The following is a 17075-nucleotide window of genomic DNA, read 5'->3' on the forward strand; positions in this document are numbered from 1 at the left end:
GATCGCTTGCAAAGATTAACCCACCTTTCCTGTACTTTGCAACGGCAGTCGCTACAATAAGCCTACGTCAAGTCAAAACAAGACATAATGACCTACACCTCGCCCAAACTACTTACCTTCGAGGAATTCATTGCCCAATATGGTGATCATACACGCTACGAACTAATCGACGGGCAACTAAGAGACATGGAACCCACAGGGCTACACGAAGCTGTTGCAGGTATTATTGCTGGTAGAATCTATGTTGAAATTTTTAATTCTAATTTTAATTGGTTGGTTCCCAAAACTTGTCTGATTAAACCACCTGCGGCTGAAGCCACAGCACTGCGTCCTGACGTAATTGTTTTAGATAAAGCAGAACTTAGTAAAGAACCACTATGGCAAAAAGAACCGATTATTTGTAACGGCAGTACAATCAAACTTGTTGCTGAAGTTGTAAGTACTAATTGGCAAGATGATTATGCAAGAAAAGTGGAAGAATACGCTTTTATTAACATCCCAGAATATTGGATTGTGGACTTTCGGGGCTTGGGTGGTTTGCAATTTATTGGCAATCCTAAACAACCTACCTTTACTGTTTGCCAGTTAGTTAACGGTGTGTACCAGCAAAAACAATATCGCTTAGGAGATACTATTTCTTCTGATATCTTGCCAAATTTAAAATTTAAACTTGACGATATTATATAAGAGGTTGTTTGAAAAGTGCTATGTTGTGTACTAATCGAATGATTACCCCCCTTAATCCCCCCTTATAAAGGGGGGAAAAAGAAATCTAGTTCCCTCCCCTTTACAAGGGGAGGGTTAGGGTGGGGTAAAAGAATATTTGATAAGCTGTCGTGCGTATAATTTGCACTTTTTCGGGTCTGCAACCATTGATAACTCTGTAATGCTCTGGAAAATTACAGATGCGACAGCTTACATCAATCATAACTTCTCAGACATCCTCTAAGCTAGAATACCAAAGTTGTGTTTAGACACATCCGATAAGTCAATTACTAAAAAGCCGTTATTTATATGAGCTACTACGTAATCTACGACGGTAATTGTAATCTCTGCGTTACCCTAGTGCAATTACTAGAAACTTTAGACAAGGGAAAGTTATTTCGCTACGTTCCTATACAAGATGAACAGACACTTTTACAGTGGGGAATTACAGCCCAAGATTGCGAACAGGGAGTGATTTTAATTGATGGGAATGAACCTCAGAGACGTTGGCAAGGTAGTAATGCTGCTGAAGAAATTGGACGGTTATTGCCAGCAGGAAGTATGTTTGTAGACGCTTATCGAGCATTACCGGGGATGAAATGGGCAGGCGATCGCTTTTACGAACAAATCCGCGATCATCGTTACACTATATTTGGTAAGCGTTCCAATACTTATGAATCGTCATACTGCGTGGATGGTAGCTGCAATCCGTAAGGTAGTACAGCTATGCTACCTTGTGGATTATTGTAGACTTCTTGCATAAATAAAAAAAGAACCCCACCCCGCCTTTAACTTAGGTCAAAGTCTCCCCTCCCCGCAAGCTCTTAGGGGTTGGGGGTGGGGTGTTAGGGACTTTTGCAAGAGGTCTTGTCATTAGACAGAGTTTATTGGAGTCAAAAATCCGCCTCCAGATGCTAGCAAAAAGTGTGCTAGACCAACCATTATGCTATCTGGCGTGTTTGTAAAACTTGTGCAATCAATGACATTTGCGATCGCCACCGGAAAGGGCGGGTACGCCATCGCGCCACAATTCGGCACAACATAGAATCTGATGGGAGGATACTGCGTGAGAATTGGTGCTAACTACTTGGGCAACGGGGAGTGTGAATTTACAGTTTGGTCTCCGCTATTAGATAGCGTTACGGTACAAATTTTGACCCCAGAACAGCAGTTAATTCCCCTCAAACCTCAGTCTGAGGGATACTGGCACACGAAAGTCAACGATGTGTATCCGGGTACGCTTTATCGCTATGTCTTGAATGGTCAAGATACCTTTGCTGATCCCGCGTCGCAGTATCAACCGGAAGGAGTGCATGGGCCGTCGCAAATTGTCGATCATCACTTTGAGTGGACTGATGAAGCATGGGCGGGTATTCCTGTGGAGTCGATGATTTTTTATGAACTCCATGTTGGTACATTCACACCTGAAGGAACTTTCACCGCCATCATTTCCCGTTTACCGGAACTGAGGGAACTGGGAATTAACGCCATTGAAATTATGCCTATCTCCCAGTTTCCGGGAGACACTCATATTGAAGCAACTCTTGCATACCGCAACTGGGGCTATGATGGCGTTTATCCTTTTGCTGTCCAAAATTCTTACGGTAGCCCAGCCGAACTTAAGCAACTGGTAAATGCTTGTCACCAAAATAATATTGCCGTCGTGCTGGATGTGGTATATAACCACTTTGGGCCAGAAGGCAACTATATGAGTCAGTTCGCGCCCTACTTTACTAAAACCTATAAAACGCCCTGGGGTGAAGCGCTGAATTTCGATGACGCCCATAGTCAGGGCGTGCGAAATTATTTTATCCAAAATGCGCTTTACTGGTTGCGCGAATTCCACATTGATGCATTGCGGCTTGATGCCATTCAAGCAATTTACGACTTGGGAGCCAAGCATTTTTTATGGGAATTGGCAGAAGCAGTTCATCATTTCTCACAAAAAGAGCAAAAATGGAAACGCCATTTAATTGCTGAAAGTGACCTGAATAATCCCCAAATAATTCGTCCGGCAGAATTGGGTGGATATGGACTCGATGCTCAGTGGAGTGATGATTTTCACCATGCATTGCATTCACTGTTGACAGGCGATCGCCAAGGATATTATCAAGATTTTGGGCAGTTGGCTGATTTGGCAAAAGCTTATAGCGATACTTTTATCTACGATTGGAAGTACGCACCACACCGCAAACGATTTCATGGCGTATCTTGCCGCGATCGCTCTTTATCACAGTTTACAGTCTGCATTCAGAATCACGATCAAATCGGCAATCAAATGAAAGGAGAACGCCTCAGCCAGCGCATCTCTTTTGAAGGATTAAAGTTAGCTGCTGGCGCTGTGTTGTTGTCGCCCTACTTACCGTTGTTATTCATGGGAGAAGAATACGGCGAAACAGCACCCTTCATTTACTTTGTCAGTCACTCCGATCCAGATTTGATTCAAATGGTTCGAGCCGGACGCAAAGAAGAATTTGAAGCATTTCACTACGCAGATGATCCCCCAGATCCCGAATCGGCAGAAACTTTCCTCAGTTCTAAACTCAATTGGGAATTACGCCATAACGGTAAGCACAAAGTTCTGTGGGATTGGTATCGCCAGTTAATTAATTTACGCAAGACGCATCCAGCGCTTCTCAACCAAGACCGCAATTTCATTGAAGCGACTAGCGATGAACACAAGGAAGTGGTCATCGTGCGTCGTTGGTGCGAATCAAGTGAACTAATTTTTGTGATGAATTTCAATTCGTCTCCAGTGACAGTGACTTTGCCAAGTCAACATGATGTTCATAAGTTATTAGACTCAGCAGACACATTATGGTCTGGGCCTGCTTCGGAAGCGGCGGAACATCTGTCTGTGGGACAAGAACTGAGAGTAAAAGCTACTAGTTTGGTGCTGTATGAAGGGGGAGTAGGGAATTAAAATTTAAAATTTAAAATTAAAGGAGTATAGCACTTCTGGGTTTAGTGTAATACAGACCTAACCCCCAGCCCCTTCCCTTGTAGGGAAGGGGAGTAAGATTCAAAGCCTTTCTCCTACAAGGCTACCGTGTACACATAAGTCTGAAATAGCTGATTAACCAGGGTTTTACCCCACCCTAACCCTCCCCAATACATACGGGTAGGGAACTAGATTTATTTTTCCCCCCAATAAACGGGGGGATTAAGGGGGGTAATTTGACTTGTGTGTACACCATAGCTCCTAAAAGGAGACAGGAATGGAAGTGAGTTCAAAGTGTATTGCTTCCATTCGAGAACCTTAAAGTTTCAAGCTCAAAGGTTCAAACTCGCTCATCTTCCTCATCCCCACTCCCCACGAAAAAACTATGCGAATTCCCACCGCCACTTATCGAATTCAGTTTACACCTCAGTTTGGCTTTGACAACGCGAAAGCGATCGCCGCTTATCTAGCAGATTTAGGTATTTCTGATTTATACGCCTCCCCCATTTTCAAGGCCCGCTCCGGGAGTACGCACGGTTACGATATAGTAGATGCCACTCAACTTAACCCAGAACTGGGAACTAATGAATCCTTTGATGCCTTAGTTGATGAAGTTCAATCCCTTGGTATGGGCTGGTTACAAGATATTGTGCCCAACCACATGGCCTATACCAGCGAAAACCTTTACTTAATGGACATATTGGAACACGGCCCAGATTCCAGTTATACCGACTACTTCGACCTTTCTTGGAATGCTCCCTTTGGCGATCGCCAAGAGCGAATTCTAGCGCCACTACTGGGAGATTTCTATGGTGCATCCCTGGAAAACGGTCATATTCAACTGCAATACGAAGAAAACGGTTTAACTGTCAACTATTACAGCTTGAAACTGCCACTCAGGTTAGAATCTTACACAAAATTTATCACTCATAATCTGGGTAAGCTCACACGCACACTGGGACGCAATCACCCCGATTTTATTAAGCTATTGGGAATTCTGTATATTCTCAAAAATGTGCCTTCAGAGGTGGCTGGTAAACAGCGACAAGACCAGATTGCATTTATTAAAGGATTAGTTTGGGAACTCTATACCACAAACGATGCTATCCGCGAATTCATTGATGAAAACATTGAAACTTTCAACGGAGAAGCGGGTAATTCTGATAGTTTTAACCTCCTAGATGAATTACTGAAAGACCAATTTTACCGTCTCGCCTTCTGGAAAGTTGGCGCGGAGGAAATGAACTACCGCCGTTTCTTTACTGTCAACGAACTGATTTCCGTTAAAGTTGAAGAAGTGCGGGTTTTTAATAATACCCACAGCTTAATTCAAAAACTAGTTGAAGAAGGCAAATTTACAGGTTTACGCATCGACCATATTGATGGACTTTATAACCCAATCCAGTATCTAGAAAGGCTGCGGGAAAAGACGGGCGATATTTATATTACCGTTGAAAAGATTTTAGAACTTACCGAAGATTTGCCGGAAAATTGGGCAATTGAAGGGACATCTGGATATGACTTTCTCAACTATGTAAATGGCGTATTTTGTCAAACGGAAAATCAATCACAGTTGGATAAAGTTTACCAGAACTTTATCGGCTCCAGGGCAGATTATGCAACTATAGTGAAAGAGAAAAAGCACCTGATATTAGAAAAGAATTTAGCAGGTGATATTGACAATTTGGCTCTTTTATTAAAGAATATTTCTAGCAAATATCGCTATGGCAACGATTTTACCCTAAATGGACTAAAAAGAGCGATCGCCGAAGTTTTGACTTTATTCCCGATTTACCGCACCTATATTACCCCTGATGGAATTGGAGATAGCGATCGCGCTACCATCGAGAAAGTAATTCACCAAGCCAAAGAACAAACGCCCCTGTTGCAGCACGAACTAACCTTTATTGAAAAGTTAATGCTACTACAGTTTGATAACTCTTTGACTCAAACAGAACGCGAACAGTGGATATATTTTGTCTTGCGAATGCAGCAATATAGCGGTCCGCTAATGGCCAAAGGCGTTGAAGACACCACATTATATGTTTACAATCGGTTGCTGTCGCTGAATGAAGTGGGGGGTAATCCTGGTCATTTTGGGATCTCTGTAGCTGAGTTCCACAGTTTTAACCAACAGCACCAAGCAACCTGGCCGCACACTATGAACACCACCGCTACCCACGACACCAAACGCGGCGAAGATGTGCGGGCTAGGTTGAATGTCCTTTCAGAAATCCCCGAAGAGTGGGATCAGCAGGTAAATACTTGGAGCGCCATTAATCGGGGACATCGTAGCCATCGCCAGGGATTTGCTATACCCGATCGCAACGATGAATATTTTCTTTATCAAACCCTAGTGGGGGCGTTTCCCTTTGCGGAACATGAACAGACATCCTTCGTAGAACGGGTAAAAGACTATATAATTAAGGCAATTCGAGAAGCGAAAGTACATACAGCATGGTTGCGACCTGATAGTGAGTATGAAGAAGCTTGTACTTCCTTTATTGAGAAAGTACTCGACCCTTCCATCTCCGAGGAATTTTTAGAAGCCTTTCGTCCCTTTCAACAGCGAATTGCAGAATATGGGATATTCAATTCCCTTTCCCAAACTCTCCTGAAGATCACCGCACCCGGCGTACCCGACTTTTACCAAGGAACAGAACTTTGGGAACTGAGTCTAGTTGATCCAGATAATCGCCGTCCCGTGAACTTTGAACAGCGACGTACTTATTTAAGCGCCATCCGCGAACAAGTAAAAACAGACATTCTCGGACTAATTCAAGACTTACTAAACCACAAAACAGACGGTAAAATCAAACTGTTTTTAACGGCTCAATTACTCCAAGCCAGAACCAACTATGTCTCATTATTCCAGGACGGCGATTACTTACCCTTAGAAGTTCAAGGAACCTACGCCAATCACATTATCGCCTTTGCGCGGCGAGAAGGGAATCAAACAGCGATCGCGATCGCACCACGCTTTTTAACCAGCCTCATCCAGCCAGGAGACAACCCCTTGGGCGAGTCAATTTGGCAAGATACGCACCTACAATTACCCCCTGGAACTTCCCTCACCTGGAAAAACGCGATCACTCAGCAACCCTTACAGGTGACAGAAACCCTATCTATAGCAGCAGCCCTCGCTCATTTTCCAGTCGCCTTGTTAGTTAGTAGTGCTGAGTAAAACCTCCGCGTACCTCTGCGCTTCCCTTTGCGTTCCTTTGCGTTAATAAAAATATGACCAATCCCCCAACACCAACCACCGCCCAGATAGACAAAGTGCGCGTCCATATCAAAAAAACATGGAAAACCTTAACGCGATCGCACGAACACTTATTACAATCTGCCAAAGATACCAAACTAGCTCACAAACCAGAAACTCCCTGGCTGGTTTACATTTCCCTCTCCGAAGATTGTCCCAACATTCAGACTGTGTTAGAGCGATCGCTATCTCCCAAAGATATGCAACAGTTGGAAATTCGCACCTTACCATCGGAAGTTGAAGCGATTGAAGAGCATGGATTATTATACTTACCAGGGTCTTATGTCGTACCCGGTGGCCGCTTTAACGAAATGTATGGCTGGGACAGCTACTTTATATTACTGGGACTTTTGCGCGATGGTGAATTAGAGCTAGCCCAAAGCCAAGTAGACCAATTGCTGTACCAAGTGAAGCATTACGGCACCATCCTCAATTCCAACCGGACTTATATGTTGTCGCGATCGCAGCCTCCCGTCCTCAGCATGATGGTTTTGGCGTTATTCCAGCACACCCAGGATGAAGAGTGGTTAAGGTCAACGGTATCGCTTTTAGAGCAATTTTACTATTACTGGGTAGTACCGCCCCATCTAAATGCTGCAACAGGCTTATCTAGATTTTATGCCTTTGGGGAAGGTGCCGCGCCAGAAGTTTTGTTCTCTGAGCGGGATGAGGAGGGAAAAAGCCACTACGATCGCGTCAAGGAATATTACCAAACCTTTGAGGTTGCAGATTATGATGTGAACCTTTACTACGATCGCGAAAATGACGAACTGACCAATTTATTTTACAAGGGCGATCGCACCATGCGCGAGTCCGGTTTTGATATCACCAACCGATTTGGCCCCTTCAGTGCTGATATACTCCACTATGCTCCTGTGTGCCTCAACAGTTTGCTATATCAGATGGAACAAGATTTAGCCCAAATTAACCATGTTTTTGGGAACGAAGAATTGGAACAGCAATGGCGCGATCGTGCAGATATCCGCCGCGATCGTATCGATCAGTGTCTCTGGGATGAAGAACAGGGACTCTATTTCGACTATCACTTCCAAAGTGGAGAACGCCGCCGCTACGAATTTGCTACCACCTTTTATCCCCTCTGGCAGGGAATTGCTTCTCAAGCCCAAGCCCAGCGCGTCATGGAAAATCTTTCTTTATTTGAAGCCCCAGGTGGAATTTTAACCAGTACCCATGTCACCGGTAACCAGTGGGATGCACCTTTTGGTTGGGCACCACTGACATTAATTGCTGTCCAGGGACTTCACCGCTATGGGTATCATCTAGAAGGCGATCGCATCGCCAATAAATTTATCGCTATGGTAGTTAAAGAATTCGAGCGTCGTAATACCCTAGTTGAAAAATATGATGTTGAGCGCTGTTCAGCCAACGTTTCCGACGATATTTCCTTTGGATATAGTTCTAACGAAGTTGGTTTTGGCTGGACAAATGGAGTTATTCTGGAACTTTTAGCAGCCGGTGGCAAAAAAGTTTAAATAAGAAGGCGTGAGTTTTTTCCTCACGCCTTTATTTTATTACCGTTGCCCATACAGACAGAAACGGCAAAATTCGATTAATCTCTGCTCGAAAAGCCACCCCCAAAGAAAGGAAAACCTACTATGAGTATCTCGCCCAATCGACTTAAAGAACTCCAAAATATCTCTGATACAGCGATTGATACTTCAGATATTCCTGAATTAGATCAGCAATTCTGGGAAACAGCCAAAATGGTAAAACCTGTTAGCCAAGAAGCCACATTAATTCAAGTAGATCAAGATATTCTAGATTGGTTTAAAAGCAAAGGAAAAGGCTACCAATCTCTAATTAACTCTGCTCTCCGCTCTTATATTGAGCATAATTCATCGCTATAACGCCTTGTTAATTCCCTGGCGATCGCTAAATCGGTTGTACACTCAGACGATAGCCGAGATTGTGCAGGATAAGGCTGATGGTTCGCAGTTCCGGGTTGCCTTCTGGCGAAAAGTCCCGATAAAGATTTTGGCGGGTTATACCCGACCGTGCTTGAGCCACGTTCTGAAGCGCTTCTAGAAAAAACGCCAGATCACCATCCTCTTCGTACTCTTCAAGGGCAACGTCCAGATACGCTTTTGCCATTTCCGGGTTTTGCAGCTGCTCAATTACGACCTCTTCATGGTTTCTCAGTTTCTTGCTCATCCTCTTCCTCCTGATAAGCCTGCCAATATCCCCTCGCTTTTTCTATGTCCCTGTCCTGGCTGTCCTTTTCGCCACCAGACAGGAGAATCACTAGATCATTTGCGGATTCTCCAAAGTACACGCGGTAGCCACTACCAAAGAAAAACCTCAGTTCTTGAACGCCTTTGCCAACCGACTTGCAATCCCCCTAATTACCCTGTTTGAGCCGCTCTATCCGTCGGATTATCCTCGAACGGATCACATAGTCCTTAAGGTTTTCTAGCCATTCGGTGTACGCCTCCTTGCCATATTCGGTAGCATAGACTTTCAGGGTTTTTTGACGGACAATATCAGCCATAGCTTAATTATGTATCTTAAAACCGACAAAGGTCAATAAATCTATTATGAGGAATAATCGCAATGGTTCAATCAGCCTCAAAAATTCTAACCGTTGATGAATTTATTAACAACTACGGTGAGTGCGATCGCTACGAACTAATTGATGGTGAATTAATTGAGATGGAACCAACTGGACCACAGGAGCAAGTATCTGCATTGATTGGACGAAAACTGAATGTAGAAATTGATCGTCAGGATCTAAGCTACTTTATCCTCCATCGCTGTCTAATCAAACTATTAGGAACAGAAACAGCTTTTCGTCCCGATGTGATTGTGTTAGACCAAACTCAATTAATTAATGAACCATTATGGCAAAAACAACCCATAATTACATTAGGAAACTCAATCAAACTGATTGCTGAAGTTGTTAGCACAAACTGGCAGAACGATTACGCCCGCAAAGCTGAAGATTACGCCCTGTTAGGAGTCCCTGAATATTGGATTGTCGATTATCTGGGCATTGGTGGCAGAGAATATATTGGCAAACCCAAACAGCCAACGGTAACAATTTGTACTCTCATAAAGGATGAGTATGAAAAACAGTTGTTTCAAAACAACGAGCAAATTATCTCCGCCATCTTTCCCAACTTGCAACTAACGGCACAACAAATATTTACGGCTGGACGATTTGTTGGCAAGTAGTTTATATCAATCGCAACGCAACTATAACAATGCTATTTCATTGCCTCTCCACCGAGAGAATTAGATCCCCGACTTCTTGAAGAAGTCGGGGATCTTTTTGTTCATAACTATTTTTCCAATGCTGCATCAGCACCTACTAATTATCATCTTTATGCTTATCGTAAGGCTCACCTGTAAAAGGTTGTACGCCAATAGTAGGATAAGCATCATCCGTAGGGCTAAAAATCCGCATTGCAGCTTCAGAAATATACTCGGTTATCTTAGCAACGACTTGGGAAATAGCCATAATATATGACTCCTTTTTTCGAGTCTATTTAATTGTGATGCTTCCACTCTAACGCTAATATTCTTTGCTCGCTGAAATTCTCAACATATCGAGAATATACGCAATGTTTATTCAGATAACTTCGCAATACTTCAGCTTCTCAAAAAGTCAAACTTTTTTCTTCGATTCTAATTGTAACATAGTTATTTCTTCAACCCCAGTCTAGGAAAGAGGCTAGCAAATAAACTTCCTTTAACAGAATATTGTTTCTTTTCGTTAGCCGCCCTGTGAGATTAACATTATTGCTAGCTATTACTATTAAAAAATATTAAGTATTTGATGAAGTTAGTATTAATTTACCGATAAATCTACCGTTCTACGGCAATCTCAGGAAATATACTTCGTGGTAGTTGACATTATTTATGGTAAATATTACCATAATCAGCAGAAGCATCTTGTAAGGAAGCTCTTGCATGACAACTTTGCCAGATTTGAATTATGTACATAAACAGCCAAGCCAGCAGAACCAGGAACTAAACCTCTCTGCGGATGACTACAGCTTGCTGACCGACCTTTATCAGCTAACAATGGCAGCTTGTTATACAGGTGAAGGTATAGAACAACGACGGGCAAGCTTTGAATTATCTGTCAGACGATTGCCGGAGGGTTTTGGTTATTTAATTGCAATGGGGGTGACGCAGGCATTGGAATATTTAGCCAAAATCTGCTTTAGTTCCGCGCAAATTGCGGCATTACAGGCAACGGGAATTTTTGCTCAAGCAAGCGATCGCTTTTGGTCACTGTTAGCTGAGGGAAAGTTTACGGGTGATGTTTGGGCAGTACCAGAAGGGACAGCCGTCTTTGCCAATCAACCACTGTTGCGAGTTGAAGCACCCCTTTGGCAAGCCCAACTAGTGGAAACTTACCTCTTGAATACGATTAATTACCAGACTTTGATTGCCACAAAAGCAGCCCGGTTGCGGGATGTAGCGGGGGAGAAAGCAACACTTTTAGAATTTGGCACAAGACGAGCATTTAGTCCCCAAGGGTCTTTGTGGGCGGCGCGGGCGGCCTTAGCAGGTGGGTTAGATTCCACCTCTAATGTGTTAGCAGCGCTACAACTGGGACAACAGCCAAGTGGTACGATGGCGCACGCCCTGGTGATGGCGTTATCAGCAATAGAAGGTACTGAAGAACAAGCCTTTAGTGCATTTCATCGATATTTTCCGGGTGCGCCATTGCTGATTGATACTTACGATACCATTGCTGCTGCCCAGCGCTTGTCCGAAAAAGTAAATTCCGGGGAAATGCAATTAACAGGAGTGCGCTTGGACTCAGGAGATTTAGTTACCTTATCAAAACAGGTGCGATCGCTCCTTCCCGGTGTGCCAATTTTTGCTAGTGGCGACTTGGATGAATGGGAAATTGCCCGATTAAAAGCTGCTGGGGCGCCAATTGATGGTTACGGACTGGGAACGCGACTAGTTACAGGTTCGCCTGTAAATGGAGTTTATAAACTTGTAGACATTGATGGCATCCCAGTGATGAAACAGTCAAGTGGTAAAGTTACTTATCCAGGGCGCAAGCAGATTTTTCGCTCGTTTACGGGAAGTGAGGTAAAAGCAGACAGGTTGGGACTTTTGGGTGAAAGTTTTCTAGAAGAAGAACCTTTGTTGCAGTTGGTAGTGCAAGAAGGTGAACGAGTACAGCCCTTGGAATCGTTGGCAACAATTCGTCAACGTACCGCCGCCTCAGTTGCTAGTTTGCCACAACAGACACGGCGTTTGGATGATCCTGTTTCGGTGCAGGTGGAAATTTCTGAGGGGTTACGGGTGTTGACTGAAGAAACTAAGAAACGAACCGCAGAGGCGCAGAGAAGCCAGGGCGTTGCGGGGGTTCCCCCCGTTGTAGCACCTGGCGCGACACAGAGGTAAGAAGTACTCTTTCAGTCTGTCTTAATTACGAATTAGGAATTATTATGAGAGTTGCTTTGTTTGGTACTAGTGCCGATCCACCAACTGCTGGACATCAAAAAATTCTGAGTTGGCTGTCTGAGGGTTATGATTGGGTAGCGGTTTGGGCAGCAGATAATCCATTTAAGTCCCATCAAACACCCTTAGAGCATCGGGCGGCAATGTTGCGACTGTTGATTGCGGATATAGACGCGCCACGGCACAATATTGCTTTGGAACAAGAATTGAGTAGTTTTAGAACACTGGAAACAGTGGAAAAAGCGAAGCTTATTTGGGGTGAAGATGCTGAATTAACGATGATCATTGGTTCAGATTTACTGAGTCAGCTACCACGTTGGTATCGCATTGAAGATTTGTTACAGGAAGTGCAACTACTGATCGTACCGCGACCCGGATATGCAATAGATGAGTCTAGTTCAGAGGTAGTGCAGAAGCTGGGAGGGAAGATTGCGATCGCTAGTCTGACCGGTTTAGATGTTTCCTCGACAGCGTACCGCGAACATGGAGATTCTCAAGCCCTCACAGCCCCTGTAGTTGCCTATATTAATCGAGAGCATTTGTACGAATGCCAGGACGTTCCCAAAAGAAGATACCAACTCCGTTAAACCAACAACCTTTGGCCGATTTCAAGGTTGGTGTTGATAATGTAATTTTTTCTGTAGATACTGTACAAAATCGGCTGTTAGTTCTACTAGTAATGCGACAGCAAGAACCATTTTTAAATCATTGGAGTCTTCCTGGTACTTTGGTGCGTCCAGGAGAGTCTTTAGAAGATGCCGCCTATCGCATTATGGCGGAGAAAATAAAGGTCAACAATCTCTACTTAGAACAGCTATATACATTTGGCGGGCCGAATCGCGATCCACGGGAAGCAACTGATAGTTATGGTGTGCGTTATCTATCAGTTAGTTACTTTGCCCTAGTGCGATTTGAGGAAGCCGAATTGATTGCCGATCGCATGACTGGTATAGCTTGGTATCCGGTAAAACAAGTGCCACAATTAGCTTTTGACCATAATGAAATTCTGGCTTATGGCCATAGGCGGTTGCGAAATAAATTAGAGTATAGCCCGGTGGCTTTTGAAGTCTTGCCGGAAATGTTCACCTTGAATGATTTATATCAGTTATACGCCACAGTTTTAGGTGATAATTTTTCCGATTATTCTAATTTTCGAGCGCGTCTACTCAAATTAGGTTTTTTATGCGATACCGGAATTAAGGTATCACGGGGTGCTGGTCGTCCAGCTAGTTTGTATAAGTTTGACGCGGAAGCTTTTGCTCCCTTAAAAGATAAACCTTTGGTGTTTATTTAGCTAATCACTTGAACGTAAGTTCGATGAACCTCTCCCTCCTAGCCTCCCTCTCCGAAACGGAAAGGGAGGAGCAACGAAAAATTAATTCAGCTTTTTGCTCCCCTCTGCGCGTCGGAGAGGTCAAATAAGACTTGTCGAACTCACGTTACTTTGCAGAGTCCAAAGTCCTGAGTAACTTATTTTGACTCTTGACAAATGACCAATGACCAATGACTAATGACTAAATACAATGAAAATAGCGATCGCTCAAATTAATCCTACTATCGGTGATTTGCTTTCAAATGCTCAAAAAATCTTGGAGGTGGCACAACGAGCAGCATCTCGCGGTGCGCGTTTATTGCTGACACCAGAACTTTCTTTATGTGGCTATCCACCAAGAGATTTATTACTAAATCCTAGTTTTGTGGAAGCGATGGGCATCACTTTACAAAACTTGGCGCAGGATTTACCACCAAATTTAGCTGTTTTGGTAGGAACTGTTGAACCAAATATCAAAGCACATATTAGTGGCGGTAAAACTTTATTTAACAGCATAGCTTTATTAGAGAATGGCCAGATTAAGCAACTTTTTCACAAGCGACTTTTACCTACTTATGATGTATTTGACGAACGTCGCTATTTTGAACCAGGCTTGCAAGCTAATTATTTCACTTTAGATAATATCCATATTGGCGTAACTATTTGCGAAGATTTATGGAACGATGAGGAATTTTGGGGTAAACGGAGTTATGCAGCAAATCCGATTGCTGACTTAGCAATTTTGGGTGTAGATTTGATTGTAAATTTGTCTGCTTCGCCCTACACGGCTGGCAAGCAGCAGTTTCGTGAAACCATGCTTAAGCATAGTGCAGTACGTTTTCAACAACCGTTTATTTATGCTAATCAGGTGGGGGGAAATGATGATCTAATTTTTGATGGGCGTAGTTTTGCCTTAAATCGTCAAGGTGAAATTATCTGTCGTGCCCGTGGTTTTGAAACCGATTTATTAGTAGTGGAATTTGACGAGGCGCAACGTGATTTGCAGTTGGGTTCTGTAGAACCGATGTATGAATCAGAAGATGAAGAAATTTGGCAAGCCTTAGTTTTGGGAGTGCGAGATTACGCTCGTAAGTGTCGCTTTTCTAAAGTAGTGTTGGGTTTAAGTGGCGGGATTGACTCTGCCATAGTAGCTGCGATCGCCACGGCTGCACTTGGTAAAGAAAATGTCCTCGGTGTTCTCATGCCTTCCCCTTACAGTTCTGAGCATTCCATCAGTGATGCTGTGGCATTAGCCGAAAATTTGGGGATTAAGACTAATCTTTTACCAATTGGCGAGTTAATGCAAGGCTTTGATCAAACATTAGGTGATTTGTTTGCGGGTACTGAGTTTGGACTGGCTGAGGAGAATATCCAATCGCGGATTCGCGGTAATTTATTAATGGCGATCGCTAATAAATTTGGCTATCTGCTTTTATCTACCGGTAACAAGTCAGAAATGGCAGTTGGTTACTGTACGCTCTACGGCGATATGAATGGCGGGTTAGCAGTAATTGCAGATGTTCCTAAAACCCGTGTGTATTCACTTTGCCAATGGTTAAATCGCAATAATGAAATCATCCCAGAAAACGTCTTGACTAAAGCACCCAGCGCCGAACTCAAACCAGGTCAAGTGGATCAAGACTCTCTACCGCCCTACGAAATTTTGGACGATATTTTGCAACGGCTGATTCATAATCACCAATCAGCAGCGCAAATTGTTGTAGCCGGTCACGATCCAGTGATTGTAGATCGAGTCATCCAAATGGTGGCGCGGGCTGAATTTAAACGGCGACAAGCACCCCCCGGCTTGAAAATCACCGATCGCGCCTTTGGAACTGGTTGGCGAATGCCGATCGCTAGTAACTGGGTTGGTGTCAAAAACCCCTACCTGACTAAAACCATAACTACACCTACCTTAGTCCGTTGGGATGGACAAGATACCCATCCGCAAATCAAGTAATTAGTTTAGGAATAAAAAATCCCAGAAGTCACTATGGCGACGTGTAGGAGAGTTTGTAGATGCTGCCACTGTAGTCATCCGAGATTAACAAATTACCCTCCTGATCCACAGCCATATCCACCGGTCGCCCCCAAACTTCTTGCGTTTCTGGAACTACCCAGCCGCTAACTAAATCTATCTGCTTCCCTGGGATCTTTGTTTTACTGTTCCAGGGAAAGTAAGCTATTTTATAGCCCGTTTTCTCCTGCCGATTCCATGAGCCGTGCAACCCTAGCACTACCCCACTTGAGTATAGGCTGGGAAAGTTCGTATTTTGTAAAAAGGTTAGTCCCAACGGAGCCGAATGCGCTTGAATGCCTCTGATAATCTTGTCCATCCCATTGCAATTAACATGTCCATCAGCATTGAACTCATAGTCGCGATCGAAGGGCATATAGTAGGACTGATTTGACGTGTCAGGATTGGGGTTGCAGAATGGCCAACCGTAGTTGCCGCCATCTCGGACTCGTGTGAACTCCTCAGGCGGGTGGTTGTCCACGTAGGACGGGATAACCTTACCGTAGTTGTTAGTCGCATCCTTGAAGGGATAGGCGATGTTGTCTCGATTATTAACAGCTACCCAGAGGTCATTTGTGCCTGGAACGAATGCCAGTCCTTCTGCATTGCGTAAACCTTGGGCAAAAAGCCGCGGATTGGTTCCATCAGCGTTGTACTGGTAAATCGCACCGCGCCGTGGGTTACTGACAGTATCTGCTAGGCAGGCATTGCAGGTCGAAGCGATCGACACGTATAGTTTGTGGTTGCTATCGAGTGCAATATTTTTCAGTTCGTGACCGTAAGCACCTTTGAGTTCCGAGGTGCTATTGTCTGGTAAGCCGGCTACGACAACTTGGCGATTCTGCGCGATTATGTCTCCAGATCTGTAGATGAAGCGGTTAATTTGATTACTCTCAGAGATATAAATGTATGTGATCTTGTTAATCGTGTGAAACACAATGTCGTGCGGTTTGCTTAGACCTGTTACAAAGTCAGAAATAATTGGGTCTTTGCTGCCATTTGCCCTGACAATTAGCACTTTCCCCGTACTAGGCTGCGACACTAGAAGATTGCCATTGGGAGCAACTGCAATAAAGCGGGCTTTATCAATACGAGCATAAACGGAGATGGAGAAGTTGGGCGGCACTTTCAAGTAACGGCTAATATTGAAGGGCGCATAGCTCATTGTGTTAGACACCTTAACCTTGGTGTCAACAGACGCGCCTACTGGGATGGCCAACGCTGGGGTGGAAAGAGCCTCGAAGGGCATCACAGTAGTAAACAGGGCGAGCAAGCTAACTAGCCGCGCAGATACTATCCGTCCGAGCCACTGTTTTGGCTGTAGAGGAAACACAATTGACATTTTCAACTTCCTTTTGATGTGGGTAATGAAGAGTGCTGAGTTAACAAT

General features: G+C 44.0%; 15 protein-coding genes and 1 pseudogene. 11 read left to right on the forward strand and 5 right to left on the reverse strand.

What is annotated here, in order from left to right; all coding sequences use genetic code 11:
- The first annotated feature begins 87 nt into the window (after nt 1–87).
- The 6 genes from V7K97_RS31030 to V7K97_RS31055 all read left to right on the forward strand — a co-directional run bounded on the left by V7K97_RS31030 (nt 88) and on the right by V7K97_RS31055 (nt 8776).
- A complete protein-coding gene (locus V7K97_RS31030; RefSeq protein WP_334804812.1) occupies nt 88–687 on the forward strand; it encodes a Uma2 family endonuclease in 600 nt (199 codons plus the stop codon).
- A 327-nt stretch (nt 688–1014) separates the two neighbouring features.
- A complete protein-coding gene (locus tag V7K97_RS31035; RefSeq protein WP_334804813.1) occupies nt 1015–1419 on the forward strand; it encodes a thiol-disulfide oxidoreductase DCC family protein in 405 nt (134 codons plus the stop codon).
- Between the two features lie 352 nt (nt 1420–1771).
- Nucleotides 1772–3628: a malto-oligosyltrehalose trehalohydrolase gene (gene treZ, locus V7K97_RS31040; protein WP_334804814.1), complete on the forward strand. Its 1857-nt coding sequence runs from the start codon at nt 1772–1774 to the stop codon at nt 3626–3628.
- Between the two features lie 403 nt (nt 3629–4031).
- A complete protein-coding gene (gene treY, locus V7K97_RS31045) occupies nt 4032–6830 on the forward strand; it encodes a malto-oligosyltrehalose synthase (protein WP_334804815.1) in 2799 nt (932 codons plus the stop codon).
- Nucleotides 6831–6883: 53 nt separating this feature from the next.
- Entirely contained in the window at nt 6884–8401 is a 1518-nt protein-coding gene (locus V7K97_RS31050; RefSeq protein WP_334804816.1) for a trehalase family glycosidase, read from the forward strand.
- 123 nt (nt 8402–8524) lie between these two features.
- Nucleotides 8525–8776: a BrnA antitoxin family protein gene (locus tag V7K97_RS31055; RefSeq protein WP_334804817.1), complete on the forward strand. Its 252-nt coding sequence runs from the start codon at nt 8525–8527 to the stop codon at nt 8774–8776.
- Between the two features lie 25 nt (nt 8777–8801).
- On the opposite strand, the gene V7K97_RS31060 is transcribed toward V7K97_RS31055, so the two are convergent.
- The 3 genes and pseudogenes from V7K97_RS31060 to V7K97_RS31065 form a co-directional block, all read right to left on the reverse strand.
- Nucleotides 8802–9080, reverse strand: coding sequence for a helix-turn-helix domain-containing transcriptional regulator (locus V7K97_RS31060; RefSeq protein WP_334804818.1), 279 nt, complete (start codon nt 9078–9080; stop codon nt 8802–8804).
- Nucleotides 9055–9255, reverse strand: a pseudogene (locus tag V7K97_RS32210) (type II toxin-antitoxin system RelE/ParE family toxin); the annotation flags it as partial. The pseudogene V7K97_RS32210 and the gene V7K97_RS31060, both read right to left, overlap by 26 nt.
- A 12-nt stretch (nt 9256–9267) precedes the next feature.
- Nucleotides 9268–9417, reverse strand: coding sequence for a hypothetical protein (locus V7K97_RS31065; RefSeq protein WP_334804819.1), 150 nt, complete (start codon nt 9415–9417; stop codon nt 9268–9270).
- A 62-nt stretch (nt 9418–9479) separates the two neighbouring features.
- On the opposite strand from V7K97_RS31065, the gene V7K97_RS31070 reads away from it, so the two are divergent.
- Nucleotides 9480–10100, forward strand: coding sequence for a Uma2 family endonuclease (locus V7K97_RS31070; RefSeq protein WP_334804820.1), 621 nt, complete (start codon nt 9480–9482; stop codon nt 10098–10100).
- 136 nt (nt 10101–10236) lie between these two features.
- Here the strand turns inward: V7K97_RS31070 and V7K97_RS31075 are convergent, their stop codons facing one another.
- On the reverse strand, nt 10237–10386 hold the full coding sequence (locus V7K97_RS31075; protein WP_334804821.1) for a hypothetical protein: 150 nt from the start codon (nt 10384–10386) through the stop codon (nt 10237–10239).
- A gap of 452 nt (nt 10387–10838) precedes the next feature.
- Here V7K97_RS31075 and V7K97_RS31080 point away from each other — a divergent pair, with 452 nt between their 5' ends.
- From V7K97_RS31080 to V7K97_RS31095, 4 genes are all read left to right on the forward strand, one after another.
- On the forward strand, nt 10839–12299 hold the full coding sequence (locus tag V7K97_RS31080; protein WP_334804822.1) for a nicotinate phosphoribosyltransferase: 1461 nt from the start codon (nt 10839–10841) through the stop codon (nt 12297–12299).
- A gap of 44 nt (nt 12300–12343) precedes the next feature.
- Entirely contained in the window at nt 12344–12943 is a 600-nt protein-coding gene (locus tag V7K97_RS31085; RefSeq protein WP_334804823.1) for a nicotinate-nucleotide adenylyltransferase, read from the forward strand.
- Nucleotides 12904–13650, forward strand: coding sequence for an NUDIX hydrolase (locus V7K97_RS31090; protein ID WP_012411955.1), 747 nt, complete (start codon nt 12904–12906; stop codon nt 13648–13650). The genes V7K97_RS31085 and V7K97_RS31090 overlap by 40 nt, the downstream gene beginning before the upstream one ends.
- 229 nt (nt 13651–13879) lie before the next feature.
- Complete coding sequence (locus V7K97_RS31095) at nt 13880–15628, forward strand: NAD+ synthase (RefSeq protein WP_334804824.1); 1749 nt, start codon at nt 13880–13882, stop codon at nt 15626–15628.
- Between the two features lie 31 nt (nt 15629–15659).
- On the opposite strand, the gene V7K97_RS31100 is transcribed toward V7K97_RS31095, so the two are convergent.
- Nucleotides 15660–17027 carry a PQQ-dependent sugar dehydrogenase gene (locus V7K97_RS31100; RefSeq protein WP_334804825.1) on the reverse strand — a complete coding sequence of 456 codons (1368 nt, stop codon included), beginning with the start codon at nt 17025–17027 and terminating at the stop codon, nt 15660–15662.
- Between the last annotated feature and the right edge of the window lie 48 nt (nt 17028–17075).

This window comes from Nostoc sp. (assembly GCF_036917815.1).
Taxonomy (GTDB): Bacteria; Cyanobacteriota; Cyanobacteriia; order Cyanobacteriales; family Nostocaceae; genus Nostoc.

Bases quoted from the DNA above. Each gene is read 5' to 3' on its own strand.
- treY (WP_334804815.1), top strand. From the start codon at position 4,032: ATGCGAATTCCCACCGCCACTTATCGAATTCAGTTTACACCTCAGTTT.
- V7K97_RS31035 (WP_334804813.1), top strand. From the start codon at position 1,015: ATGAGCTACTACGTAATCTACGACGGTAATTGTAATCTCTGCGTTACC.
- V7K97_RS31095 (WP_334804824.1), top strand. From the start codon at position 13,880: ATGAAAATAGCGATCGCTCAAATTAATCCTACTATCGGTGATTTGCTT.
- V7K97_RS31055 (WP_334804817.1), top strand. From the start codon at position 8,525: ATGAGTATCTCGCCCAATCGACTTAAAGAACTCCAAAATATCTCTGAT.
- V7K97_RS31060 (WP_334804818.1), bottom strand. From the start codon at position 9,080: ATGAGCAAGAAACTGAGAAACCATGAAGAGGTCGTAATTGAGCAGCTG.
- V7K97_RS31100 (WP_334804825.1), bottom strand. From the start codon at position 17,027: ATGTCAATTGTGTTTCCTCTACAGCCAAAACAGTGGCTCGGACGGATA.
- V7K97_RS31030 (WP_334804812.1), top strand. From the start codon at position 88: ATGACCTACACCTCGCCCAAACTACTTACCTTCGAGGAATTCATTGCC.
- V7K97_RS31050 (WP_334804816.1), top strand. From the start codon at position 6,884: ATGACCAATCCCCCAACACCAACCACCGCCCAGATAGACAAAGTGCGC.
- V7K97_RS31075 (WP_334804821.1), bottom strand. From the start codon at position 10,386: ATGGCTATTTCCCAAGTCGTTGCTAAGATAACCGAGTATATTTCTGAA.
- V7K97_RS31080 (WP_334804822.1), top strand. From the start codon at position 10,839: ATGACAACTTTGCCAGATTTGAATTATGTACATAAACAGCCAAGCCAG.
- V7K97_RS31085 (WP_334804823.1), top strand. From the start codon at position 12,344: ATGAGAGTTGCTTTGTTTGGTACTAGTGCCGATCCACCAACTGCTGGA.
- V7K97_RS31065 (WP_334804819.1), bottom strand. From the start codon at position 9,417: ATGGCTGATATTGTCCGTCAAAAAACCCTGAAAGTCTATGCTACCGAA.
- V7K97_RS31070 (WP_334804820.1), top strand. From the start codon at position 9,480: ATGGTTCAATCAGCCTCAAAAATTCTAACCGTTGATGAATTTATTAAC.
- V7K97_RS31090 (WP_012411955.1), top strand. From the start codon at position 12,904: ATGCCAGGACGTTCCCAAAAGAAGATACCAACTCCGTTAAACCAACAA.